The organism is Halomonas sp. Mc5H-6 (assembly GCF_024124705.1).
Classification (GTDB): Bacteria; Pseudomonadota; Gammaproteobacteria; order Pseudomonadales; family Halomonadaceae; genus Vreelandella; species Vreelandella subterranea.
The window spans coordinates 69,683-94,010 of record NZ_JAMXSI010000001.1; the positions used below are offsets into that span (position 1 = coordinate 69,683).

General features: G+C 56.9%; 24 protein-coding genes. 16 read left to right on the top strand and 8 right to left on the bottom strand.

Annotated elements, in window-relative coordinates:
• The first annotated feature begins 113 nt into the window (after positions 1-113).
• The 5 genes from NH395_RS00325 (at position 114) to nanR (ending at position 5,052) form a co-directional block, all read left to right on the top strand.
• Positions 114-1,112 (top strand): sialic acid TRAP transporter substrate-binding protein SiaP, encoded by a 999-nt coding sequence (locus NH395_RS00325; RefSeq protein WP_253021571.1) that lies wholly within the window; start codon positions 114-116, stop codon positions 1,110-1,112.
• Between the two features lie 63 nt (positions 1,113-1,175).
• Positions 1,176-1,712 carry a TRAP transporter small permease gene (locus tag NH395_RS00330; RefSeq protein ID WP_092825521.1) on the top strand — a complete coding sequence of 179 codons (537 nt, stop codon included), beginning with the start codon at positions 1,176-1,178 and terminating at the stop codon, positions 1,710-1,712.
• A gap of 26 nt (positions 1,713-1,738) precedes the next feature.
• Positions 1,739-3,118 carry a TRAP transporter large permease gene (locus NH395_RS00335; protein ID WP_253021572.1) on the top strand — a complete coding sequence of 460 codons (1,380 nt, stop codon included), beginning with the start codon at positions 1,739-1,741 and terminating at the stop codon, positions 3,116-3,118.
• A 25-nt stretch (positions 3,119-3,143) separates the two neighbouring features.
• Positions 3,144-4,220: an Ldh family oxidoreductase gene (locus NH395_RS00340; RefSeq protein ID WP_253021574.1), complete on the top strand. Its 1,077-nt coding sequence runs from the start codon at positions 3,144-3,146 to the stop codon at positions 4,218-4,220.
• Between the two features lie 109 nt (positions 4,221-4,329).
• Positions 4,330-5,052, top strand: a complete 723-nt coding sequence (nanR, locus tag NH395_RS00345; RefSeq protein ID WP_253021576.1) for a transcriptional regulator NanR — start codon at positions 4,330-4,332, stop codon at positions 5,050-5,052.
• A gap of 79 nt (positions 5,053-5,131) precedes the next feature.
• Here the strand turns inward: nanR and NH395_RS00350 are convergent, their stop codons facing one another.
• From NH395_RS00350 to NH395_RS00360, 3 genes are all read right to left on the bottom strand, one after another.
• A complete protein-coding gene (locus NH395_RS00350) occupies positions 5,132-5,983 on the bottom strand; it encodes a fumarylacetoacetate hydrolase family protein (protein ID WP_253021577.1) in 852 nt (283 codons plus the stop codon).
• A gap of 62 nt (positions 5,984-6,045) precedes the next feature.
• A complete protein-coding gene (locus tag NH395_RS00355; protein WP_092825511.1) occupies positions 6,046-6,795 on the bottom strand; it encodes an SDR family oxidoreductase in 750 nt (249 codons plus the stop codon).
• A gap of 160 nt (positions 6,796-6,955) precedes the next feature.
• Complete coding sequence (locus NH395_RS00360) at positions 6,956-8,485, bottom strand: altronate dehydratase family protein (RefSeq protein ID WP_253021578.1); 1,530 nt, start codon at positions 8,483-8,485, stop codon at positions 6,956-6,958.
• Positions 8,486-8,786: 301 nt separating this feature from the next.
• On the opposite strand from NH395_RS00360, the gene NH395_RS00365 reads away from it, so the two are divergent.
• From NH395_RS00365 to uxuA, 8 genes are all read left to right on the top strand, one after another.
• On the top strand, positions 8,787-9,524 hold the full coding sequence (locus NH395_RS00365) for a GntR family transcriptional regulator (RefSeq protein ID WP_253021579.1): 738 nt from the start codon (positions 8,787-8,789) through the stop codon (positions 9,522-9,524).
• Positions 9,521-10,732, top strand: a complete 1,212-nt coding sequence (manD, locus tag NH395_RS00370; protein WP_253021580.1) for a D-mannonate dehydratase ManD — start codon at positions 9,521-9,523, stop codon at positions 10,730-10,732. The genes NH395_RS00365 and manD overlap by 4 nt, the downstream gene beginning before the upstream one ends.
• A 14-nt stretch (positions 10,733-10,746) precedes the next feature.
• Positions 10,747-11,769 carry a Zn-dependent oxidoreductase gene (locus NH395_RS00375; RefSeq protein ID WP_253022402.1) on the top strand — a complete coding sequence of 341 codons (1,023 nt, stop codon included), beginning with the start codon at positions 10,747-10,749 and terminating at the stop codon, positions 11,767-11,769.
• A 63-nt stretch (positions 11,770-11,832) separates the two neighbouring features.
• Positions 11,833-12,801: a TRAP transporter substrate-binding protein gene (locus NH395_RS00380; protein ID WP_253021581.1), complete on the top strand. Its 969-nt coding sequence runs from the start codon at positions 11,833-11,835 to the stop codon at positions 12,799-12,801.
• A 103-nt stretch (positions 12,802-12,904) separates the two neighbouring features.
• Positions 12,905-13,483 carry a TRAP transporter small permease gene (locus NH395_RS00385; RefSeq protein WP_253021582.1) on the top strand — a complete coding sequence of 193 codons (579 nt, stop codon included), beginning with the start codon at positions 12,905-12,907 and terminating at the stop codon, positions 13,481-13,483.
• Positions 13,484-13,485: 2 nt separating this feature from the next.
• Complete coding sequence (locus tag NH395_RS00390) at positions 13,486-14,769, top strand: TRAP transporter large permease (protein WP_253021583.1); 1,284 nt, start codon at positions 13,486-13,488, stop codon at positions 14,767-14,769.
• Between the two features lie 2 nt (positions 14,770-14,771).
• Positions 14,772-16,244: a mannitol dehydrogenase family protein gene (locus NH395_RS00395; protein ID WP_253021584.1), complete on the top strand. Its 1,473-nt coding sequence runs from the start codon at positions 14,772-14,774 to the stop codon at positions 16,242-16,244.
• A gap of 11 nt (positions 16,245-16,255) precedes the next feature.
• Positions 16,256-17,434, top strand: a complete 1,179-nt coding sequence (uxuA, locus tag NH395_RS00400; RefSeq protein ID WP_253021585.1) for a mannonate dehydratase — start codon at positions 16,256-16,258, stop codon at positions 17,432-17,434.
• A 27-nt stretch (positions 17,435-17,461) separates the two neighbouring features.
• Here uxuA and kduD read toward each other — a convergent pair whose 3' ends face one another.
• From kduD to NH395_RS00420, 4 genes are read right to left on the bottom strand one after another with little or no spacing between them, the layout of a single operon-like run.
• Positions 17,462-18,214, bottom strand: coding sequence for a 2-dehydro-3-deoxy-D-gluconate 5-dehydrogenase KduD (gene kduD, locus NH395_RS00405; RefSeq protein ID WP_253021587.1), 753 nt, complete (start codon positions 18,212-18,214; stop codon positions 17,462-17,464).
• A gap of 48 nt (positions 18,215-18,262) precedes the next feature.
• A complete protein-coding gene (locus NH395_RS00410; protein WP_253021589.1) occupies positions 18,263-18,958 on the bottom strand; it encodes an HAD-IA family hydrolase in 696 nt (231 codons plus the stop codon).
• Entirely contained in the window at positions 18,955-19,929 is a 975-nt protein-coding gene (locus tag NH395_RS00415; RefSeq protein ID WP_253021591.1) for a D-glycerate dehydrogenase, read from the bottom strand. Before NH395_RS00415 ends, NH395_RS00410 begins: the two co-directional genes overlap by 4 nt.
• Positions 19,930-19,966: 37 nt before the next feature.
• A complete protein-coding gene (locus tag NH395_RS00420) occupies positions 19,967-20,950 on the bottom strand; it encodes a sugar kinase (RefSeq protein ID WP_253021593.1) in 984 nt (327 codons plus the stop codon).
• A gap of 182 nt (positions 20,951-21,132) precedes the next feature.
• On the opposite strand from NH395_RS00420, the gene NH395_RS00425 reads away from it, so the two are divergent.
• Positions 21,133-21,942, top strand: a complete 810-nt coding sequence (locus tag NH395_RS00425) for a methyltransferase domain-containing protein (protein WP_253021595.1) — start codon at positions 21,133-21,135, stop codon at positions 21,940-21,942.
• The gene (locus tag NH395_RS00430; RefSeq protein WP_253021597.1) at positions 21,939-22,937 is read left to right on the top strand and encodes a methyltransferase; all 999 of its coding nucleotides are present in this window, start codon (positions 21,939-21,941) and stop codon (positions 22,935-22,937) included. The genes NH395_RS00425 and NH395_RS00430 overlap by 4 nt, the downstream gene beginning before the upstream one ends.
• On the opposite strand, the gene greB is transcribed toward NH395_RS00430, so the two are convergent.
• Complete coding sequence (greB, locus tag NH395_RS00435; RefSeq protein WP_082926006.1) at positions 22,938-23,474, bottom strand: transcription elongation factor GreB; 537 nt, start codon at positions 23,472-23,474, stop codon at positions 22,938-22,940.
• Positions 23,475-23,650: 176 nt separating this feature from the next.
• Here greB and NH395_RS00440 point away from each other — a divergent pair, with 176 nt between their 5' ends.
• Positions 23,651-24,295, top strand: coding sequence for a hypothetical protein (locus NH395_RS00440; protein WP_253021599.1), 645 nt, complete (start codon positions 23,651-23,653; stop codon positions 24,293-24,295).
• Positions 24,296-24,328: the final 33 nt, after the last annotated feature.

The window sequence follows — 24,328 nt, forward strand, 5'->3', positions numbered from 1 at the left end:
CGACTAGATTGGATTATGATGGTATGACACGTATACAAAAAGTCCATCACCTACACTTTCAAACCACCCAACAATCCTAACTCCCCAATCATCACGTTATGGAGCACAATAAAATGGGTAACGCCAACTTCCGACTCAAGACCTTCCATCGCCTCGCCTCCGGCACCCTCCTGCTGGCGGGCATGACGGCAAGCGGCTACGCCTTCGCTGAAACGCTCAATTTCGCCCACGTCTACGAGACATCCGAGCCCTACCATGAGTGGGCACTGTGGGCAGCCGATGAGATCGAGGAGCGTACCGACGGCCGCTACGAAATCGAGGTTCATCCCGCCTCGTCGCTAGGCAAAGAAGCCGATATCAACGAGGGCCTCCAACTGGGTACCGTGGATCTGATCTACACCGGCAACCAGTTTGCCGGGCGTTTTTACGGACCCATCGGTATAGCGGGAGCGCCCTACATGTTCCGCGATTTCGATCACTGGCGTGCCTATGCCGACAGCGATCTTTTCGACGAGATTGCCCAAGGCTATCAGGATGAGACCGGCAACGTGCCGCTGGCGATGAACTACTACGGGCGTCGTCATGTGACTTCCAATGAACCCATTAACGAGCCGGCGGATATGGAAGGCCTCAAGATCCGCACGCCGAATGCGCCAATGTACATGATGTTCCCCGAGGCCGTGGGTGCCAATCCGACGCCTATTGCCTTCGCCGAGGTCTATCTCGCGCTTCAACAAGGGGTCGTGGATGCCCAGGAGAACCCACTGCCGACCATTCGCGCCAAGGCCTTCTACGAGGTGCAGGACTACATCAACCTCACCGGGCACATCACCGACTCGCTGATCACCATAGCCGGTGGGCCCTTGTGGAACCGCCTTTCCGAAGAAGACCGCGAGATTTTCCGCGAGGTCTACATGGAAGCGGGTGAAAAAATCACCGAAGACATCCTCCAGTCCGAAGAAGACCTCGTTGCCTGGTTCGAGGATCAAGGGGTGACCGTCAATGAAGTCGACATCACGCCCTTCCGCGAAGCAACCGTGCCGTACCATACCGGTGAAGATGCAACCTGGGACCAGGAAACCTACGACCGCCTTCAGGCGATCGGTCAGTAAGCCTCTCCTCATAGCCGACACGCCATCCCCTGAAGGGGGTGGCGTCATCTGTGGAGCCTGCAAATGACAATCGATAAATGGCCTGCCGAGACATCCGACTTCCAGATGGAGGAAGACGATACCTTTGAATGGCGCGACTATGGGGTCGAGGATTACGCCACCCTGGTGGTGTTCTGGCTGCTGGCGCTGGATGTGTTCATGCAGTTCTTCAGCCGTTACGTATTGGGGAACTCGATCGCATGGACGGAAGAGATGGCTCGCTACCTTTTGGTGACCGTGGGGTTCATGGGAGGCTCCATGGCTGTTCGCACGGGTACGCATATTTCCGTCGAATTCTTCTATCGCTATATGCCCGGCTGGATGAGTCGGCTGCTCATGACCCTGGTGGATATCGTCAGCATCGGCTTCTTCGCCATAGGTGCCTGGATCACCTGGAAACTCGCCGACCGGACCACGGCGTTGATGGCGTCTGTCGACATCCCCAAGAGTTTTCTCTACTACCTGGTGCTATTGGGTTTCCTCTTGATGTTGGGCCGGGCGATCCAGATGGCGGTACTTCGCTGGCGCAACCGCAGCCCCTCGCATCCTGACGTTCCATAACGACCACTTTGGCCGGAGTTTTCCCCATGTCCCATTTCCTGGCTGTGCGCCCTCGGGGGGCGTTGGTTTCACCCTTGATTGCCGCGCTTGCGGTATCGGGTTGTCTGACCCTGGCCTTCTTCGGCGAGTATCTACTGTTCCTGTTTGCCGCGCTGTTCACCATGTTGCTGCTGGGTGTGCCGATTGCCATTAGCCTGGCGGGTTCCTGTCTGCTGTATGTCTATCTCACCGGGCGCGTGCCCGATGTGGTAGTGGTGCATCGAATGGTCAACGGCGTTGACAGCTTTCCGTTATTGGCGATCCCGTTCTTCATCCTGGCGGGTAACCTGATGAACAATGGAGGTATCACCAAACGCATTTTCGATTTTGCCAAGGCCTTGATGGGGTGGATGCGTGGCGGTTTGGGCCATGTCAATGTCGGCGCCAGCATCGTCTTTTCCGGCATGTCCGGTGCGGCGGTGGCTGATGCCGGTGGCCTAGGCACTATCGAGATCAAGGCCATGCGCGATGCAGGCTACGATAAGGAGTTCTCGGTGGGCATCACGGCCGCCTCCTCGACAATCGGGCCGATTATCCCTCCCAGCTTGCCCATGGTCATCTACGGCGTCATGGCGTCGGTCTCCGTGGGTCAGCTGTTCGCCGCCGGGCTTATTCCAGGTCTGTTGATGGGCGTCGCATTGATGGTGATGATCACGATCATGGCCAAACGCCGGGGCTATCCCCGGGATTCAGCCTTCTCGATTGCGTACCTATGGACGACGTTCCGCCGTGCTTTCCTGTCCCTTTTGACACCGGTGATCATCGTCGGCGGCATCATTTCTGGTGTCTTTACCCCTACCGAGGCCGCCATCGCGGCGGTGGTCTATGCGCTTTTCCTGGGCGGGGTGGTGTATCGAATCCTCACCTGGCGTCGTCTGATGAAGGTCAGCATGGAAACCATCGAGACGACAGCCGTCATTCTGCTGATTGTCGCGGGTGCTTCGATCTTTGCCTGGATCATGAGCAGCAACCAGGTAACTCAGCATGTCATGGGACTTTTGGGCCCCTTTGCCGATAATCCCATCGCGCTGCTGATCATCATCAATCTGGTGCTGATCCTGGTCGGCTGCTTCATGGAGACCATCGCGGCCATCACCATACTGGTGCCCGTGCTGCTGCCGGTGGCGGTCTCTGCCGGTGTCGACCCGGTGCACTTTGGCGTGATCATGGTGCTCAACCTGATGATTGGCCTGCTGACGCCACCGGTGGGTATGGTGCTTTATGTCCTGTCACGCGTCTCGAATATTTCCTTTGAGAGCTGTATGCGCGGCACGCTGCCATTCCTGATTCCATTGGTGATTTCGCTGCTGCTGGTGACCTTCATTCCGGCGATTTCGCTGTGGCTGCCAACCCTGGTCTACCGTTGAGTTTGACGTAAGGAGCTGAGTGTCGATGACAATCGATTCGCCGGATTTTCGCGTTGCCGTGGCTGACTTGGAAGGGTTCATGGAGCGCATCCTTCCTCGCGCGGGAGCAGACACAGCCTCCGCCCAGGCCGTGACCCGCGCACTGGTCACGGCCTCGCGTATGGGGACGGACAGCCACGGGTTACGGCTACTGCCGCACTATATCCAGGCATTGCAAGGCGGGCGTATCAATGGTCGGCCCAAGATGCAGTTTAGCCAACGCCTGCCAGCCACCGGGTATCTGGATGCCGATGATGGCCTAGGGCATTTGGCGGGCTACACGGCCATGGCGCATGCCGCTGACATGGCCGAAAAAGTGGGGCTGGGCGCGGTGGCGGTGGGTAACTCATCCCACTTTGGCGCGGCAGGTTGCTATGCGCTGGCGGCCGCTGAGCGCGGGTTGATCGGTATGGCCTTCTGCAACTCTGACCCTTTCGTCTTGCTGCACGAGGGGCGGTCGCCGTTTCATGGCACCAATCCGATTGCCTTTGCGGCACCGGTCAATGGGCAAGCTCCCTACCTGCTGGATATGGCGACCAGTTCGGTGCCCTGGAATCGCGTCCAGCAGTACGGTGCCATCGGTCGTGAACTTCCGGACCAGGTGGCGGCGGATGCCGCGGGTCGCGTGACCCGCACGCCAGCCGAGGTGTCAGCGCTGTTACCGCTGGGCGGAAGTGATTTCGGCTTCAAGGGGGCCGGGCTTGGCGGCATGGTCGAAATATTGAGTTCGACGCTTTCGGGCATGCTTAACGGTTTCCGTCTTTTGCCGATGGGCGGTCCTGATATGGCGACGCCACGGGGAGTAGGGCACTTTTTTCTGGCAATGAACCCTGATGCCTTTAATGGCAATGCCTCCTTTGAAACATGTCTGCGCGAATACCTCGAAGACCTGCGTGCTCAGCCCGCCAACGAGGGTGCTGAAGTCCTGGCACCTGGGGACCGGGAGTGGCGATGCCTTGGTATGCGGGATGCTAATGGCATCCCCCTGGACAGGGCGAATCAGGCCGCTTATGCCGCGCTGGCCGAGCAGTTCGATGTTGAGCCGCTTACATCTGTGCGCTGAAAAAGACGCCTTTCCTGCCCCGAAATGACGGCGAAATGCGGTAAAATATGGCTATAAGGATAAAGAAAGGTGTGTTTTCTTTATCAAGGACAGTCAGGAGAAGGCGTGCATGAGTCGATATCAGGTAGAGCGTAAGACACTATCCGAGCAGGTAGCCGAGCAGTTGGAAACCGAGATACTCGAGGGACGTTTGAGCGAAAACGCACAATTGCCTTCAGAGCGAGAACTGATGGAGCAGTTTGGGGTAGGTCGCCCGGCGGTGCGCGAAGCGTTGTTCTACCTGCAGCGGCTGGGCTTGATCGCCATCAATAGCGGGACGCGTGCCCGGGTTATTCGGCCTACGGCCGAGGCGGTGATGTCACGCCTTTCAGGGGTGACCCGGCAACTGCTATCTAAGCCTGACGGGCAGCAGTACTTCCAGGAGGCCCGCGCCATGTTCGAGATATCGCTGGCGCGTTACGCCGCCGTCAATGCCAGTGAAGAAGACCTTCAGCGCCTGCGCGATGCCCTGCAGGACAATCGCGATGCTATCGGCGACGAGGCGCGTTTTAAGCGTTCAGATAACGAATTTCATGGGGTGCTGGCCAGTATCGGGCGTAATCCGATTTTCGATGCCATTCATGTGGCGCTCTCCGAGTGGCTTGATGACCGTCGTGCACAAGTGCTGCAGCAAAAAGACGAGGATAAGGCGGCCACAGCAGCCCATACCGAAATCATCGAGGCCATCGAATCGCGGGACCCCGATGCCGCCGAGGCAGCCATGCGCCGCCACCTGGACCGCCACTATGGTACCTACATGCAGCTCAAGAAACGCCTGTCAGCTTCAAACTGAGCACGAACAGGCGATTGGGGGGCAGTTCAGATAGCGGGCTTTCCCAGTTCACGGTGAGGTGGGTTGTGATGCTTTCGTTTCAGCTCGGGTCATCGGCAACCACATGCTGGTTCTGTTCGCCCAGCCCCTCGATACCCAAGCGCATGCGCTGGCCAGGGCGAAGGTAGACCGATGGTTTCTGTCCCATGCCGACGCCTGGCGGGGTGCCGGTCGAGATAACATCACCCGGCTGCAGGCTCATGAAGCGGCTCAGGTAGCTGATCAGGAAGGGAATCTGGTACACCATGGTGCGCGTGCTGCCGTCCTGGTAACGCTTGCCATCTACCTCGAGCCACATGTCTAGCTCGTGCGGGTCGGCTACCTCGTCGGGCGTGACCAGCCAGGGCCCCATCGGGCCGAAGGTGTCGCAGCCCTTGCCCTTGTCCCAGGTGCCGCTGCGCTCGAGCTGGAACTCGCGCTCGGACACATCGTTGATCACACAATAACCTGCCACGTGTTTCATGGCATCGGCTTCGGCAATGTACTTGCCGCCTTCACCGATCACCACGCCCAGTTCGACTTCCCAATCGGTTTTCTGCGAATCACGCGGGATGATGACGTTGTCATCGGGGCCGCAGATGGCGCTTGTCCATTTGTTGAACACCACCGGCTCAGGGGGCACCTGGGCACCGGTTTCGGCGGCATGGTCGGAGTAGTTGAGGCCGATGCACAGGAACTTTCCAACACCGCTGACGCAGGGGCCGAGGCGGGTGTCTTGAGGCACTTCCGGCAGTTTGTCGGTGTCCAGCTCAGCCAAAACCGCCAGGTGGTCACGGCTGAGGTGAGGACCATCGAGATCGGGCAGATGGGCCGACAGGTCGCGAATAACTCCTTGGGTATCCAGCAGGCCGGGCTTTTCGTGGCCCGGAGGGCCGAAGCGCAGTAATTTCATGTGTGCTCCTTATGAATGTGGGCATTGATGTCGTGCATTAGCCATCATCTGACATGGCATTATCAGTTTAACCAGCCGCCATCGATTATCTGAGTGGTACCGGTGGTATAGGCGGATTCGTCGGCAGCCAGATAGGTGGCAAGTGCCGCGATCTCGTCGGCGCGCCCCAGTCGGCCCAAGGGCTGTCGGGCGTTGAATTCGGCGTAGACGTCATCCTCATCGCGGCCCTGCTTTTCGGCCTGGGCGTGAATGCGCTGGCGCAGCGACGGTGAGTCCACGGTGCCTGGACAAATGGCGTTGCAGCGGATGCCCTGGCCGATGTAGTCGGCAGCTACCGACTTGGTCAGCCCCAGAACCGCGGCCTTGGTGGTACCATAGGCGCAGCGGTTGGGCACGCCCTTGAGGCTCGAGGCCACCGAAGCCATGTTGATGATGCTGCCACCACCGTTGTCGAGCATGGCGGGCAGCATGGCGCGGATCATGCGCATCATGGCCATGACGTTGAGCGAGAACGACAGCTCCCAATCATCGTCGGTACCTTCCAGCAACGAGCCGTTGGCCACATAGCCTGCGCAATTGAAAAGAATGTCGACAGGGCCGAGTTCATCGGCCAGGGCCTTGATGGCGTCTGCATCGAGTACGTCCAGTTGGCGAGTCTCGATGCCTGGCGTAGCGGCCAACTCGGCCAGGGTAGCGTCATTGATATCCGTGGCGATGACCTTTGCGCCTTCAGCAGCGAATCGCAGGGCAGTGGCTCGACCGATGCCCTGGCCCGCTGCGGTGATCAGGGCCGTCTTGTTATTCAATCGCATGGCAGGTTCCGTGATCGTGTTTGTTGAGACCTGTTGGCCTGTTGTTGTTTTATGAAGCGATAGGCTGTATGACAGGATGACAGTACGATATCTTCGTTTGAGTATGGCTCAATCGACTATCTTTGCCAAATGGTCTTCGGCAGCTGATGACGTCTGTTGATCAGGTGACGGCGCCCACCATCCAGGGGACGAATTCGTTACTGCCATAGCCCAGCGATTCGCTGGCCGTTTCTTCGCCGGAGGCGATGGCAATGATCTTCTGGAATATCGCTTCGCCACAGCTCTTGACGGTGTCATCACCGTCGATGATGCCGCCACAATTGATATCCATATCCTCCGACATGGCATCAAACATGGCGGTGTTGGTGGCAAGCTTGATGCAAGGGGCAGGCTTGAAGCCCGACACCGAGCCCCGGCCGGTGGTAAAGCACACGATCGTCGACCCGGAGGCAATCTGTCCCGTCACGGAGACCGGGTCGTAGCCAGGGCTGTCCATGAAGTTGAAGCCGGGCTTTTTGATGGGTTCGGCATACTCGAGTACATCATTGAGGCTCGAGGAACCGCTCTTGGAAACGGCACCCAGTGACTTTTCGAGTATCGTGGACAGGCCACCGGCTTTATTACCCGGCGAGGGGTTGTTGTTCAGCTCAGCGCCATTGATCCAGGTGTAGTGCTTCCACCAGGCGATACGCTCAAGTAGCTTGCGAGCAACGTTCACATCGACGGCCCGGTTGAGCAGCAGGTGTTCGGCACCGTAGATCTCTGGGGTCTCGGCCAGAATGACACTGCCCCCATGCTGGACGATGAGGTCGGCCGCATAACCCAGGGCCGGGTTGGCGGTAATGCCCGAATAGCCATCGGAACCGCCACACTGCAGGGCAACGGTAAGGTGTTTGAGTGGCGCTGGTTGGCGCGCGGTGTGCGCATGTGTATTGGCCATGGCGAGTACCTTGTCGCTGGCCAGTTTAATACTGGCACGTGTTCCCCCCGCCCCCTGAATGTTGAAGTAGTCGATCCGTTGGCTATCTGTCATTCCGTACTTGTCGACCAGCGCCTTGACCTGGTTGCTCTCGCAGCCCAGTCCGATCACGATCACAAACGCGAAATTCGGGTTCACCGCATAGCCGGTGACGACTCTTTCCAGAAAGGCAAATCCCTCCGACTCGGTGTTCATGGCACAGCCTGATCCATGCGTGACGGGAACCACACCATCGAAGCCGAGTTTCTCAAGCCCTGCCGACGCGTTAAGTTGGTCCGCGGTGGCCTTGACCACGGTTGCCGAGCAATTGACCGTGGCCACGATGCCAATGTAGTTACGGGTACCGACGCGGCCATCACTGCGGTGAAAGCCACTGAAGGTCAGGTCACTCTCCATGACGGGGGTCGGTACGGCGGGCGTGAAGTTTTCAAGCGAGGTATCACGCTCCAGCATGGCCAGATTATGTGTGTGGACATGGTCACCCGCACGGATCGGCTGGCTGGCCAGGCCTATCGTCTGCCCATATTTGACGACGGGGGTATTCGCCTCGATATCGACCAACGCCACCTTGTGGCCAGCCATGATGTTTTCTCGTGCAGCCCCTAATGCCTGACTGAGCGAAAGCCCTTCGGCGATATTACGGGTGGCAACGCCCACATTGTCATCAGGGTCCAGGCTGATCACCATCGGGTAATCATTGATAAGTTCCATCGTTTTCTCCAAATCGCGACAGGCAGTTCGCATACCGTCGGGCTCAGGGCTATCCTCGGTGTGATGGTATAGCTGTCATGCCAGCATACTACACGTTTATATGAGCCCTTGAGTTGAGTCAAGACGCTAGTAGCGTTAACGAAAGTCCTAATCAAGTCACCCCTTGGCTCTATTAGCTATGAACAGTTGGCGACGAAAGTATAAGCGCTATATGGTTTCTATATCCCCGTCCAACTACCATACTAGTCATATCAGTCGTTGTTTTACCTATTACAGACACACATATTCGGACTTAGGTGCTATGCAAACGACATTACAAAGGCTATGGCAGGAAACCCACGATGGAGAATCGGTACGCCAACGGCTATTTCATGTGCTGAGGCGGTCGATTATCCAGATGGTGCTGGCGCCAGGGCAGGCGTTGTCGGAGAAAGAGCTTGCCGACATTTTCTCTGTCAGCCGCCAGCCAGTACGTGAGGCCTTCATAAGGCTCTCTGAGGCCGGATTAGTGGAGGTGAAGCCTCAACGCGGGACTTATGTAGTGAAAATATCTCAGCGGGCGGTGCTTGAGGCGCGCTTTGTGCGTGAAGCAGTGGAAGTGGCGGTTGTAAAAACGGCGGCTGAAAAAGGCCTTGAGACAGAAGTGCTAACAGAACTGCATGATCTGTTAGCGCGGCAGCGTCGTTGCATTGAGCCTAATGATAATGATCGATTTTATCGCCTCGACGAAACCTTTCATCGAACGCTTTCGCTGGGAGTAAAGCAGCAGGCAGCCTGGAAAGTCATTGAAGAAGTCCGGGCTCAGCTTGACCGGGTGCGCTATCTCAGCGTGCCCCATAGCACTCCGCTGGAAAGGCTTGTGAATCAGCATGCCAGCATCGTTGCGGCTATTGAGGCGCGAGACGTCTCCCGAGCAGAGCAGGCGATGTCACTTCATTTACGCGAGATTTTGGTCTCCATGCCCGACCTGGTGCGTCGCTTCCCCGATTTGTTCGACGTACAAGAAAACCAAACCTTGATACAGGAGGCGATCCAATGAAAATCGAGCGGGCCTATACCATTGTGACCTCGCCAGGGCGCAATTTTGTGACACTGAAAATTGTGACGGATCAGGGCGAGTACGGCATTGGTGATGCGACGCTCAATGGGCGCGAAATGGCCGTGGTGGCGTATCTGGAAGAGCACGTAATCCCGACGTTAATCGGCCGCGACCCTCAACGCATCGAAGACATCTGGCACTACCTTTACCGCGGCGCATACTGGCGGCGTGGTCCTGTCACCATGACCGCGATTGCCGCTGTTGATATGGCACTTTGGGATATTAAAGCGAAGCTGGCAGGGATGCCGCTTTACCAGTTGTTAGGTGGTAAGAGTCGTGACCGGGTGATGGTGTATGGCCATGCTACCGGCCGAGATATCGACGCCTGTCTGGAAGAGGTCGCTCGCCACGTCGATGAGGGGTACAAGGCTGTCCGTATTCAAGCGGGTGTCCCAGGCATTGCCAGTATCTACGGCGTTGCCAAGAAAGATGGCGAACCCTACGAGCCTGCAGATGCCGACTTGCCCGCAGAGCACGTGTGGAGTACCAGCAAATACTTAAACCACGTACCTAAACTGTTTGCTGCTGTTCGGGAACGCTTCGGTGATGATTTGCACGTGCTACACGATGTTCATCATCGTCTGACCCCAATTGAAGCCGCCCGTTTAGGCAAAGACGTTGAGCCCTATCATTTATTCTGGCTTGAGGACTGTGTGCCTGCTGAAAATCAGGAGGCGTTTGGACTCATTCGCCAGCACACCACCACACCGCTGGCGGTAGGTGAGGTGTTTAACAGCCTCTTTGATGCCAAAACGCTGATTGAAAATCAGTGGATCGACTATATCCGTACCACTTTGACCCACGCTGGGGGAATTACCCACGTACGGCGAATCGCCGACTTGGCGGGCCTTTATCACGTGCGTACCGGCTTCCACGGGCCGACGGATCTCTCGCCGGTTTGCCTTGGCGCGGCGATTCACTTTGACACCTGGGTACCCAACTTCGGCATTCAAGAGTATATGCCGCATACCAGCGCCACCGACGAGGTCTTCCCCCACGATTACCGGTTTGAAAACGGGCACTTCATTGTGGGCGAAACGCCCGGTCACGGCGTCGATATCGATGAGCAGTTAGCCAAGCAGTACCCCTATAAGCGGGCCAGTCTGCCGGTTAACCGGTTGGAAGATGGCACTCTGTGGCACTGGTGAGGAGAATCATGACGATGAAAGCATTTCAGGTGAAGGCGCCCCACGACTATCAGATAGCAGATGTTGCTCCCCCTAAGGCTGCCGCTGGAGAAGCGCTTGTCCGGGTAGCCTTTGCAGGTATCTGTGGTTCGGATATGCATATTATCCATGGTGATAACGCTTTTGTGCGTTTTCCTCGCATCACCGGTCACGAGTTTGCCGGGGTAGTGGAAGCAGTAGGTGATGGAGTGCAAAACGTCGCTGTCGGGGATCGTGTTTGCATTGACCCTGTTATTAGCTGTGGTCAGTGCTATCCCTGCCGAATTGGGCGTCCCAATGTGTGCAGCGCGCTTGAAGTCATCGGCGTGCATCGTGACGGTGGTTTTGAGGAATCTGTTACCGTCCCCGCCGCAAATGTTCACCACCTTCCCGATCATATCGGCCTGGACGCTGCTGCCCTGGTTGAGCCTTACACCATTGCCGCCAATGTGCTTGATCGTATGCAGCCGCATCCCGGTGACCGGCTAATGATTTTGGGGGCGGGCGTTATTGGTATGACGATCCTTCAGATGGCCTTGGCCAAGGGCATTGAAGAAGTGATCGTAACGGACGTGATCCACGAACGATTAGTGGCTGCGAAAGAGCTCGGTGCAACGTACGTGTTCAATAGCCGTGATCAGGATGTCGAAAGTGAAGTGCTGACCTTGACCAACGGTGAGGGGGTGCCACTGATCGCTGATGCGGCCTGCGTGCCAGCGCTTTTACCCCAAATGCTGCGCTTGGCGTCTCCCGCCGGGCGCATTGGTTTGCTGGGTTTCAGCGTTCAGCCAAGTGAGCTTGTTCAGCTAGAGGTCATCAAGAAGGAGCTGACCCTGGTGGGGTCGCGCCTTAATAATCGCAAATTTCCGGAGGTGCTTAAGCTAATGGCAAGTGGCCAGTTGGATCCATTGGCGCTGGTGAGTCATCGGCTGCCACTCAGTGAGATGCCAAGTGCTATTGACATGCTCGATCACCGTCCTGAAGAGGCCCGTAAGGTGCTGATTCAAATCAGTACGTGAGGGTAATAACGCCAACTCACGATTCACAAACAATCTACAACACCCGTGCGCAGAAGAAAAATCATGATCAAACAACTTATGACAAGCGCTGTTCTTGGGGCTGCCATGTTAGGCAGTCATTCACTCATGGCAGCAGATTACACGTTGCAATTTGGCCACTTGGCAAATGAGCAGAACATTTGGCACCAGGCCGCCGAAAAGTTCAAAGAGGAAGTTGAAGCGAATTCCGACGGACGGGTTGAGGTACAGCTTTATCCCAACGAGCAGCTTGGTAATGAAATGGACGTGATCAATAGTATCCAACTAGGTACGGCGGATATGACGATCACCGGTGAAAGCTTGCAGAACTGGGCACCTAAAGCCGCGATGATGGCGGTGCCTTACGCTTTTCGAGACGCCGAGCATTTGCATGCTGCGGTTAACGGTGACATTGGCGCCGAAATTGAAGCGCAAATCACCGAGCGCACTAACCTGGTACCGCTTGCGTGGTTTGAGCGCGGCCCCCGTCACTTGACCTCCAATCGGCCTATCCGTACGCCTGAGGACCTGGATGGCTTGCGTCTCCGTGTGCCTAACGTGCCGTTGTTTGTTGATACGTGGCAAGCACTGGGCGCGCGTCCTACCCCAATGGCCTTTAGTGAAGTCTTTACCGCGCTTCAGCAAAACACTCTGGAAGGCCAGGAAAACCCGCTTAGCTTGATTGAAAGCGCCAGCTTCAATGAGGTTCAGGACTACATCAACATGACAGGCCATGTGCGCAGCTGGATCTATGTCGTGATTGGACGTGATCAGCTGGAAAATATGCCTGACGAGCTCCAACAGGTGGTGCGCGATGCTGCTCAAACGATGCAAGCGTACGAAGCAGAGCTGTTTGAAGAAGACCAGGCACGTCTCGAAGAAGCGCTAGAAGAGCGTGGCATGGAGTTCGTTGAGGTCGATGTCGATGCGTTTGCTGAAAAGGCGCGTCCTGCCGTACTTGAAGCACTTACGGATGAACAGCGCGAACTCTTTGACGCTATCCAAGATTTGTAAGACCACTGGAAGGCTTTTGTAGTGAATTGGTAATAGCGATGGGCTGGCATCTTGCTGGCCCATTTTTGAACGGCAAAGGCTGCTTGCCCATGAGGATACGGTTATGAACTCGGATCACAAAGCGCTTGAACAGGAAGCGCTAGAGAGTCTGGATTCAATGTCGGCGGTGCCTAAATTGAAAGGCCCCATTGGGCGCGTGATTGGCTGGGTGGATAATTGCTTTCTGACCTTGGCCGTTGTGGCGCTTGTTTCGATTGCCGCCACGGTACTGCTGCAAATATGTTCGCGACTGTTTTTACCGTTTTCGATTGCCTGGACAGAAGAACTATCGCGCTATCTGTTCATTTACATGGTGGCGTTATCGGTGGGGGTGGTATTGCGCCAGAATCGCAATATCAGCGTTGAGCTGTTCCATCATCGGCTGAGTCCTCGAATGAAGGCGGCTTTCCAGGTCTTGATCAGCTTGATGATTGGCCTGTTTGCCTTACTGGTGCTGCCTTATGCTTGGCAGTATGCCCAAAATGGCACCTGGCAGACCTCACCAACGCTGCATGTCCCCATGCTGTATATCTTTTTCTCAACGGTCGTCACCTTTGCGCTACTCCTGGTGTATAGCTTACTCGGGTGCCTTGAGGGGATTATCGCGATGTGTCGCTCCTCTGCCTACCTTCAGGAGTCGTAAGCATGGAAGTTATTATCCTGTTCAGTGTTTTCTTGGCTCTTCTGCTGGTAGGGATGCCGATAGCCTTTTCGTTGGGGTTGGCATCGCTTTCTTACCTCCTGCTGGAGGGCATTTCATTAACCATTGTGCCGCAGCGGATGTATGCGGGCATCGATACCTTCGTTTTGCTCTGCATCCCGGGGTTTGTATTGGCCGGTAACCTGATGAACGCGGGCAATATCACTGATCATATTGTGCGCTTTGCCAACGCTTTATTAGGCCATATTCGCGGCGGGCTGGGGCTGGCGAATGTAGGTGGTTCGATGATTTTTGGTGGTATTTCAGGTACCGCCGTGGCGGATTCTGCCAGCATCGGCTCGGTGATGATTCCCGGTATGGCGCGTGCAGGCTATGACAAACCCTTTGCCGCCGCCGTCACCGCCGCGTCGTCGACCATTGGGCCGATTATACCGCCTAGCGTCCCCATGATTATTGCTGGATCGCTTAGTGGTATTTCGGTAGGGCGGATGTTTCTGGCAGGGGCCGTTCCCGGCTTGTTGCTGGGGCTCGCCATGATGATTACGGTGTATATTCTGGCCGTTCGCCGCGGGTATCCAAAAGAGAAGCGTGTATCTTTTCTGCAGCTGCTTTGTGAAGCGAAAACAGCCTTTTGGGCACTCTTGATGACCGTGATAATTCTCTACGGCATCATTGGTGGCTTCTTCACACCCACGGAAGCATCCATCGTTGCCAGCCTTTATGCATTAGTGGTTGGCATGTATGTTTACAAAGGGTTGTCGTGGAAAAAGCTTCCGGCGATTTTGTCCGACACTGTATTGACCTCTTCGGCATTACTGCTGATGGTCGGCTTAGCGAACTTGTTTGGCTGGATCCTCACCAGTGAACAGATACCTCAGATGATCGCTGAGCTTATCCTCTCCATTAGTGATAATCCGCTGATAGTTTTATTAATACTTAATCTGATCCTGCTATTCGTCGGCGCGTTTATGGAAACTATCGCCGCGTTAATAATTCTTTTCCCCGCCCTGGTGGGTGTAGCGACTGGCGTGGGTGTCGATCCGGTTCATTTTGCGGTTATCGCGGTATTAAACTTGATGATTGGCCTTACAACGCCGCCGGTAGGGGTATGCCTATTTGTTGTAGCGGGGATTGGTAAGCTGCCGATGTTGACGGTGGCAAGAGCCATTGTGCCATTTTTACTGTGCAACTTAGCCGTACTGTTGTTGGTAACTTACGTGCCCGCTATTTCGCTTTGGTTACCCAACTTACTGATGGGGAGTCATTAACCATGCCTTCACACCGCATTGAAACCTCATCCAAAAGCGGAGAGATTGGCGTCGTTCATCTAGGCCTGGGCGCTTTCCACCGCGCCCACCAGGCGGTGTATCTAGAGCGTTACCGCCAACGTACAGGCGACACTCGATGGGGCGTTTGCAGCGCTAACCTTCGTGCCAGCATTGGTCTGGTCGATGGATTGCGCGCAGCAGGATATCGATACCATGCTGCCGAGTACGCCGGCAGTGAGAGCCTAACGCTTCGCGAAATAGGCGTGATCGAAGAGACACTGTTCACTGGCTGCGATACAGAGGGTAACTGGGGGCGCGACCTGGAGGCCTTGCTGTCGCGGATGGCATCCGCGGATACGCGCATTGTGACCTTGACGGTCACTGAGAAAGGCTATTTCTTGAACCCTGCCAGCGGTGAGTTAAGGAACGATGACCCAATGATTGCCGCTGATATCGCTGCCCCCAAGCAGCCACGCACCGCGCCTGGGCTATTGGTGGAAGCGTTGGCCCGGCGGCGTGAGGCAGGTATTGCCCCCTTTACCGTACTGTCTTGCGACAACATGCCGGATAACGGCAAACGGACACGCCAGGCGGTGGTGCAGCTCGCTGAACACCGAGATCCTGCACTGGCGAGTTGGATTGCCAGTGACGTGGCCTTTCCCTGCAGCATGGTCGATCGCATTGTGCCCGCTATGACTGACGCCGACTTTGAGCGTTTAGCGACGTTAGGGTTTACCGATCCCAATGCCGTGGTGTGCGAAGCTTTTACCCAATGGGTGGTGGAAGACCACTTCCCCGTGGGGCGGCCGAGCTGGGAAGCCGAAGGCGTTGAAATGGTGACCGATGTGGCACCGTTTGAAACCATGAAACTGCGCATGCTCAACGGTAGTCATTCGCTGCTGGCTTACCTGGGCGCATTAGCCGGGATTGAAACGGTCTATGACGGTGTCAAACATGCCAAGCTGCGGGCGCTGTTGCGCCGCTATATGCTTGAAGAGGCGGCGCCGACGCTTGAGATGCCGGAAGGCATCGATTTAGTCACCTATGCCGACTCGCTGCTGGATCGCTTTGCCAATGACAGCTTGCGCCATCGTCTGCAGCAGATTGCCATGGATGGTAGTCAGAAACTGCCCCAGCGCTGGCTGTCCGGCGCATTAGCCCGGAGCCGCAACGGGCAACCTTCACCCTGTGTGGCGTTGGGAATGGCTGCCTGGATTCGTTACACCGCAGGCGAAGATCTGCAGGGGAGTGGTTACCCGGTGGATGACCCGCTGGCCAAGCGTTTTGCTTCCCTGCACCAAGAACACGGTTCCGATAGCGTTGCACTAGTAGCCGCCTTTTTGGCCATGGATGATGTGGTACCCAAGGGATTGGCAGCCGATAAGCCGTTTGCTCAGTCCGTGCTGACCGCGTATCAGGCATTGATCCAAGGTGGGCTGGATGGAGCGCTCGCACCGCTTGAGCGCAGTTTATAAAGGAGGGAGCTATGGAACATACATGGCGCTGGTTTGGCCCGCAGGATGCCATCCGTCTGGAAGAAATCCGTCAGACAGGCGCAACCGGTATCGTTACCGCCCTGCATCAGGTGCCTAATGATCAGGTTTGGCCGGTTGAGGCGATCCGCGAGCGTCAGCAGATGATTGAAGCCGCTGGCCTGAGATGGTCGGTGGTGGAGAGCGTCCCGGTACATGAGTCAATCAAGAAAGGGCTGCCAGAACGTGACGCGCTGATCGAAACGTATTGCCAGACACTGCGTCATCTAGCGGCCTGCGGCATCGACACCGTTTGCTATAACTTCATGCCGGTACTCGATTGGACACGCACTGATCTGACCTATGAATTAGCTGATGGGGCCCTGGCGCTGCGTTTTGATCAGGTGGCTTTTGCGGCCTTCGATCTATACCTGCTGCAGCGGCCAGGGGCTGAGAAAGACTACAGCACTGATGATAAAGCTCAGGCAAGTCGTTATCTGGAAGGCTTGGATAGCGCTGGCCGTGAAAAATTAGTCAATACGCTGATCGCCGGGCTGCCCGGCGCCGAAGAGCATTACACCCTTGAGCAGTTTCGTGCTGTGTTGGAAGAGTATGCCAATGTCGACGCAGCCCGGCTGCGAGAAAACCTGGGTTACTTTCTGCAGGCGGTTATTCCAGTGGCGGAAGAGGTGGGCATTCGTATGGCCATCCACCCGGATGACCCGCCCAGGTCACTGCTGGGGCTGCCACGGGTGGTATCGACGCGCGAGGATGCTCAGTGGATTATCGACCGCGTGCCCAGCCCCGCCAATGGTTTGACGCTTTGCACAGGCTCTTACGGCGTTCGTGAAGATAATGATTTGGTGGCCATGACTCGCCACTTTGCCCCACATATTCATTTTATCCATCTGCGTGCCACCCAGCGCGAAGCGGATAACCTCTCTTTTCACGAGGCGTCGCACCTAGCCGGTGATGTGGACATGGTGGGGGTTATTCATGCGCTGGTGAAAGAAGAGCGACGCCGCGAACGCGAGGGCGGGGGGCGCTTACCGATGCGCCCGGATCACGGTCACCAACTGCTCGATGATCAACAGCGCCATACGGCACCGGGCTACCCACTATACGGGCGCATGCGCGGCTTGGCTGAATTGCGTGGCGTAGAGTTCGTGGTGCAGCAGTCGACGGCTGGCTAGTCACGACAGTTCACCGCTTGATATTGTTTAGCGGGCTAGCCAGCCGCCATCTACCGCCAGGGTATGACCATGGACGTAGTGGGCAGCGTCGGAGCATAAAAAGATCACGGCACCCGCCAGATCGTCGGGCGTGCCCCAGCGGCCCGCTGGAATGCGTCCGAGTATTTCATCGTGGCGCTTGGGGTCGTCGCGCAGTGCCTGGGTATTATCGGTCGCCATGTACCCCGGGGCGATGGCATTGACGTTTATATGATGGGCCGCCCATTCGTTGGCCATCAGGCGGGTCAGGCCGAGGATCCCGCTTTTGCTGGCGGTGTAGGAGGGAACGCGAATACCGCCTTGGAACGACAGCAGGGAGGCAATATTGACGATCTTGCCCGGGGCTTCACGTTCAATGAGGTGTTTGGCCACCTGCTGGGAGAGAAAAAACGCTGCCTTTAGGTTGATGTCGATCACCGTGTCCCAGTCGTCTTCAGTGAACTCGATAGCCGGTGCCCGGCGAATCGTGCCCGCATTATTGACCAAGATATCCAGCTTACCCGCCTGAGCGATCGCTTGATTGACAATATCGTTAGGCGAATCATTGCCTAACTCTGCTTCAACAGCGTAAAAGCGCTTCCCTAATGCTTCAACCTGCTGGCGGGTTTTCTCGGCGGGGCGGCGGCTGACACCGACAATATCAGCACCCGCTTCGGCCAGCGCCACGGCCATGCCCTGGCCCAAGCCTTTGTTGCAGCCGGTGACCATCGCCACTTGGTCTTGCAATGAAAATAACCTCATAGAATCCTCCTGCGCTGCACTACACCAATAAGTGCCAACTTCCAGGCACTAAACGTCAGCAGTGACATTGGTGGATAGGTTTTCAATAGCGGCGGGTAATTCACTGGCATGCAGAATGCCGATCGCACCGTCGGGGGTGGTTTCTTCCTCAGGAAAGTGGTTGAGATGAATCACGTGCATGCCCGCCGCCAGACCCGCCTCGACACCCACCGCCGCATCATCGATCACCACACACTGCTGGGGAGTATAGCCCAAGGCGGCAGCCGCCTTGCGATACAGCTCAGGGTCGGGTTTCCACACATTAAGGGTGTAGGCGCTAAACAGCCTCCCTTCAAAATGATGGCCGAGCGCGGTGCTTTCCAGCGCGCAGCGAATTTTCCGCTCGGGGCCATTGGAGACCACGGCCATAGGGTGGTTGCTTAACTGTTCTAACACGGCGGGTATGCCAGCGATCGCTACCAGTTCGGCACGTATCCGGGCTTCCATGCGTGCCCGCATGCCTGCTTCAAGCTGGGAGAAGGCGCCTTCTTCCAGCGCCTGAAAACGCTTTTCCAGGGTTTGAACGATCGTCTTGAAACGTACCCCGCGAAATTCATCCATATACTGCCGGGCTGAAAAGGGTAAGCCGAATTCGGGAAGAATCTCGCCCATCACCTCGGCAAGCAGTATCTCGCTATCCACCAGGGTGCCATCGCAGTCAAACAGCAGGCAGAGCGGTGTGGTCGTGTTCGGCGAAGAATTCATTGATAGGCTTCCTGATTGACCAGGCTAATTGGCCGCTCGCCCTGAAGCGCCAGGCGAATATTATCCACCGCCCGCTGGGCCATGGCGTCGCGGGTTTCATGGGTGGCGGAGCCGATATGGGGCAAAGCGACCACATTGGACATCTTCGGTAGCGGTGATGAGGCGGCGAGCGGCTCCTGCTCGAAGACATCCAGCCCGGCTGCTTGAATAACACCGTTCTCCAGGGCGTGTATCAAGGCTGCTTCATCGACGACTTTGCCGCGGGCGATATTGATGAAAATGCCGGTTGGCTTCATTTGTGCAAACTCTTTGGCGCCGATCAGGTGTTCGGTCTCGGCGGTAAGTGGCACCGTGACACATACAAAGTCAGCTTCGGCCAGCAGTTGATTGAGTTCGCGGCGCTTAGCGCCAAGCTCGCGTTCTAATGCAGGCTTGGGGGAGGCGTTGGAGTAGAGTACCGGCATGCCAAAGCCCAGCGCACCGCGCCTGGCCACTGCCTGCCCAATGCGACCAAACCCCACCATGCCCAGGGTTTTGCCATGCACATCGCTGCCAAACAGCGCCGGGCCAATGCTGGCTTGCCATTGACCCGCTTTCACCCACTCGGCTAGTTCCACCACCCGGCGCGCAGTGGCCATGATCAGCGTAAAGCCTGTATCAGCAGTGGTTTCGGTAAGCACATCCGGCGTGTTGCACAGCATAATGCCGCGTTCGGTCAGTTCATCGACGGGGATGTTGTCGTAGCCGACCGATATGGTGGATATGACCTCCAGCTTAGGTGCCGCGTCTAGCAACTCGGGCGTAATCGCCAAGCCGGAGCCGATAATGCCATGAGCATCAGCTAACAGCGCGCGGTTCTCAGGGGCATCAAGGGCGGTCGTTTTCGGCAGCACGTCTACTTTAAACAAGTCATCAAGCGTTGCTCGCTGAGCATCGCTGAGTCGTCCTTGAACCACTAGACGTTTTTTCATTGTTGTCTCCTGGGCGGCTATAAAAAAGCGAGGCGAGTTAGTCAGAGGACTGCTCTGCTTCAAGCGCCTGTAAACGCTCGCGACTAGGCAGGCCCTCCATATCACCAATCATCTGAATGGCCTGAGCACCGATTAGATTTCCCCGGCGGGCGGCTTGGCGTGCCGTACCCCCGTCAAGCAGAGCGCTAATCACGCCAACGGCAAAGCCATCGCCTGCGCCTACGGTATCCACTACTTCAGCGACAGGGCAACCGTTTACCGTAAAGCTCTCCTCTTGCCCATCCAGGTTGCCACGGTAATAGCTGCCTTCCGGGCCCAGTTTGATAATCACCGCGGAGGCGCCTTGGTCAAGATAGTAGCCTGCTATGTCGTAAGGCGTCTTCTGCCCGGTGAGTAGCTGGCCTTCAGAAAGCCCCGGGAGTACCCAGTCGGCGCGGCCGGCGAGTTCGTTGAGGGTCGACCGCATAACGTTTTCGCTGGACCAAAGTGATGGCCGCAAATTTGGGTCGAAGGAAATGCTCGCGCCATGGGCGCGGGCCTGTTCCATCAAATGATGGCTAAGTTGGCAGGCGCTTTCAGATAACGCCGGTGTAATGCCCGTCGCGTGAAGGTGGTTAAGTGCTTGAAAGTCGACACTCCGGGCGTCGTCAACAGTCAGGTGGCTGGCAGCACTGCCACGTCTGAAATATTCGACTCGCGGGTCGGCGCCATTTTGGGCCTGCTCTTTAAAGAGCAGTCCGGTGGGGTGCTGTGCATCGACGTGTATATAGCGGTCATCGATACCTTCCGCTGCTAAAGCCGCCTGAATAAACTCGCCGAAGCTATCGCTCCCCACCCGGCTTAGCCAGCCCACGTGAAAGCCTAACCTTGAGAGGCCGATGGCAACATTGTTGTCGGCACCGGCCAAGCGGCGATGGAAACCCTCAATGCCGGATAACTCCCCCGGCGAATCCGCGACAAACATGGCCATGGCTTCGCCAAAGGTGAGAACTTCTGGTGGGGTAGAGGTGGAATGAGACATGGTAAATTATTCCTTTATATTGTTTATCGCCGAGCCATGGCAACAATAGCATTTATTCTTATGTTTGTTAGCGAGCGTTAAAGTTTGCCGTTGGGTTGAGTTCTATTTCGTTAAGGCTGGCAAGCGTTCCGCGTTCAAGCAAGTTAAACTACACGGCTTTGAGACAACGCTCGGCCCATTGAATGCACCCACGTTATGAATTGACCCAAGCGGGCGACCGTTACTTCGATGGCCTGGTCGACAAGTTCTCCCGCTCGCTCTACCAGGCGCCGAGAGGTGAGTTGCGCCTGGCAATGCTCGACTATCTATTGCCGCAGATGCTGAATTTACAGCAGCAAACGGTATTGGATATCGGCGGTGGCCTTGGCCAGCAAGCCGCGTGGTTCGCAAAGCGAGGGCATAGGGTCACGATGACAGAGCCCTCTGGCGAGATGCTGGACCATGCCAAGAACTGGCATCGCGACGCCAATGAACTGCCCGGCAATGCGATCGATTACCTGCAAGCGCCTCTGCAAACGGTCGGGCAGTTTGCTCCAGGCCCATGGCCACTCATTGCCTGCCATGCGGTGCTGGAGTGGCTCGGTGAGCCGCGTTTGGCCATGCAGTCGCTGGCGGGCTTGCTCGCTCCCGGCGGCCAACTGAGTCTCATGGTGTTTAACCGTGATGCGCTGCGCTTGTCCAATGCCATCAAGGGCAACTTGCAAAAAGCCTTAAGCGACCAGCTAGAGGGGCAGGGCAGGGGGCAGCGACTGACGCCCATTTCGCCCATCACCCACGACCAGGTCGTGCAGTGGAGCGAGGAAAATGGCCTGGTTGTTGAGTCGGTGGCCGGTATCCGGGTCTTTCAGGACTATTTACGCCAGCCCGCGGTAGCGCCGCACGAGCGCGATACGTTGCTGGCGCTGGAAAAACGCTACTGCCGACAGGACCCCCACTGGCGTCTGGGTCGCTACCTGCTTTATACCCTCAGCAAACCGGAGACCCGCGAATGAGTGCCCAAACGCCTGCCTGCCAACTGCTTGAACGACAGCCAGTCCGCCATGGGCCACTCTGGGTGGTCGGTCCGCCGCTGGACCCCTGGCTGATCGATCAGTCAGCGGGGGTTATCAGTGCTGACTTGGCCGTGCTTGATGCTTGGCGCGCTCGGGATAAGTCAGCGTTTAGCCCGTTTGAGGAGGAGAGCGTTGAGTCTCTGGCAGGCGAAGTGGTGCTGCTCTGGCCCAAGGCCCATCAGTTGGGTATCTGGTGGCTGGAGTGGCTATGTGAGGGTTTGCCAGCCGACACGCCGATAGAGATCGTCGGCGAACACAATGGTGGCATCAAGCGCGTCCCCAAGGTGCTCGCCGAACGAGGCATGGAGTGCGACAAGCTGGATAACGCCCGACGCTGTTCCCTATTTGCGACTCGCACGGTAAAGCGCGCTTCCGGGGACGATGTATGGACGCGCTTCGACGCCCTGGGTCTGACACTGATCAGCCACCCCGGCGTGTTTGGCCATGGCAAGGTCGACGAAGGCACCCGGCTGCTCCTGGACGTTCTGGATGGCGAACTTCCCAGCAGACCACTCAGCGCCCCTCTGCGCGTGCTGGATATGGGCTGCGGAGACGGGATTATCAGCGCCTGGCTGGCCCATCGCGGGCATCAGGTCACCGCGGTGGATGTCAGCGCCTTTGCGGTTGAGTCGACTCTGCGAACGCTGAGGGTTAACGGGCTCGAAGGCCGTGTATTGCAAAGTGATGTATTCAGCGCTTTGCAAGGCGAACGCTTTGATCTCATCGTCAGCAATCCGCCCTTCCATCAGGAGCGTGATGTCAGCTATGGGCCCAGTCAGCGCCTGATCCGCCAGGCGCCGGCCCACTTGACGTCAGGGGGGCGATTGATGCTGGTTGCCAATGCGTTCCTGCCGTATCCGGACCTGCTCCAGAGTGCGTTTGAACAGTTCCAGACCCTGGCGGATAATCGCCGGTTCAGGGTCTATCGCGCTTAATTACTGCTTGGGGGCATAGTCAATGGCCGTCACGGTATAGAACGTCTCTCCGTTGGGCGTGAGCACCGTTATATCCTCGCCCACTTCCTTGCCCAGCAAGGCCTTGGCCATGGGGGCATCGATACTGATCCAGCGTTTTTGCGTATCGGTTTCATCGTGGCCAACAATACGTAGAGACAGCGTTTCACCTTCTTCGTCTTCCAGGCTGACAAAGGCCCCGAAGAATATTTTTTGCGTGTTGGCTGGCAGGCGGTCCACCACCTGGAGCTCATCCAGGCGCTTGGTGAGGTAACGAATGCGGGCGATGACGCGATTGAGTTCCTTTTTGTTGTAGGTGTAATCCGCGTTTTCACTGCGGTCACCCTGGGCGGCCGCTTCGCCCACTTTCGCCGAAATTTGCGGGCGTTTTACCCGAGAGAGATGGTCCAGGATGCCTCTCAGGCGGGCTGCACCCTCAGCGGTAATCAGGTTGCTTTTTGGTTCCTGGCGCGGGTCTTTTGCCGGGTCGCGCCAACGTGTCATGTTGCGGCCTTTCATTGCCAACTCCCTTCTGGTTAGGCGATCCCCACTTTAACGCGATTTGCCAGGGTACGGCGAAGAGTCTCGTCTAATGATTTGCGACTGGCGATTAATTCAAACGTTCGTTACATTGTCTGTGTGACTTATTTTGCCGACTGGCAGTTATCCGACAACAACAAGTTAAGGAGTTGATAATGGCCCACTCAAACCTGGTGCGCTATTTCGCAATGACCGCGCTCAGCAGTTCGCTGGCGCTCGCGTCGTTTAACGCGGTGGCTTATGAGAGCGAGCTGTTCTCGCTTAAGAACCGCTGGGAGTACACGGTAACGGAGATGCCTGAAAGCGAGCGGGAGGCTGCGCTTAGTGGCCTGGCTGAAGAAGTGACCCAGCTTGCCGAGCAGCACAGCGACGAAGCCGAGGTGCTGGTCTGGAAAGGGGTGGTATTGGCCGCTTATGCCCGTGAACGTGGTGGCCTTGGTGCGTTGGGCGTTGCCAAAGACGCTCGGGATACCCTCGAACGTGCTGTCGAGATTGATCCGCAAGGCAATAACGGCTCTGCTTATGTGACCTTGGGGGCACTGTACGACCGCGTACCCGGCGGGCTGATTGGTTTTGGCGATAGTGATACGGCAGACGAGATGTTTCAGCGCGCCTTGCAGATTCGCCCTGACGGCATCGATGTCAACTATTACTACGCGACCTTCCTGCAGGAAGAAGGCAATATCCAGGCGGCTCGGGAGCATGCTCAGCGCGCCGTGGACGGCACCGCCCGCGAGGGTCGCCAACAATCCGATGAAGCGTTGCGCCGTGACGCTGAGGCGCTGCTCGGCGAGCTATAACATCTTCCACAAATTGGCATTCCCGGTGGCAAG